General features: G+C 45.6%; 1 protein-coding gene. It reads left to right on the top strand.

Annotated features, from left to right (window positions below; all coding sequences use genetic code 11):
* The coding region (locus OGY06_RS00080) for a T6SS immunity protein Tli3 family protein (RefSeq protein WP_286586236.1) at positions 1-697 on the top strand (697 nt) is incomplete at its 5' end.
* Positions 698-715: the final 18 nt, after the last annotated feature.

Here is a 715-nt window from a genome sequence, read left to right as displayed (position 1 = left end):
ACCCTCACAGGTAATTTACCGGTTTGATGATAATCGCTACCTGGAGTTGATCGGTTATGATTGTGAAGGATATGTTGTTTACCATGACATAAAAAGAAAGATCCACAAATCAATTTATGGCAATCCAATCTATAGGGTATTCTCGGGTGAGTTTATCCATCCCTCAGAACAGTACATACTTGTGCCTGAGTGGGAGCCAGGGGCATATAAAATATCTAAAGATTACGGACAAACGTGGCAGGTTGCAAAATATATGGCTCCTTTCCCGGCACTGGAGAGAAACTCAGATGGTGTTATGCGTGACAGACCTGAAGGAAAAGAAATAAAAAGAGTGGTGGTAGTTAATAATCAGGCATTTATTACCACGGCGAAGGGGCATTTATATCTGAGCTCATACCCTTTTGACGACCCGCGTCTGGCGCCGGGTGGTCCGGGTATAGATTATCAATACTTTGATGATACCTATTATCTCTACAGACCTGGCAAGCATAAATCCGGTGGCGAGTATGTGAACGGCCATATGAGACCTGAATCGCCAGGGCGCGCCTGGGGAACGGTGGTGTTTATGAAAGCATCTTTAGCCCATTTAACGGAAGGTTATAAGGCCAACTATCAAAACCTGCCGGACAAAGAACCGGAAGTGGTGGGCTATAAGGGCTGGACCCGGATGCACTGCGATATGGATGCAGGGAAATAATCTGCAATGGGATATGCC

The organism is Citrobacter sp. Cpo147, from assembly GCF_030332405.1.
In the GTDB taxonomy this organism is placed as follows: domain Bacteria; phylum Pseudomonadota; class Gammaproteobacteria; order Enterobacterales; family Enterobacteriaceae; genus Citrobacter; species Citrobacter portucalensis.
This window is presented reverse-complemented; position numbering and strand designations above follow the sequence as displayed.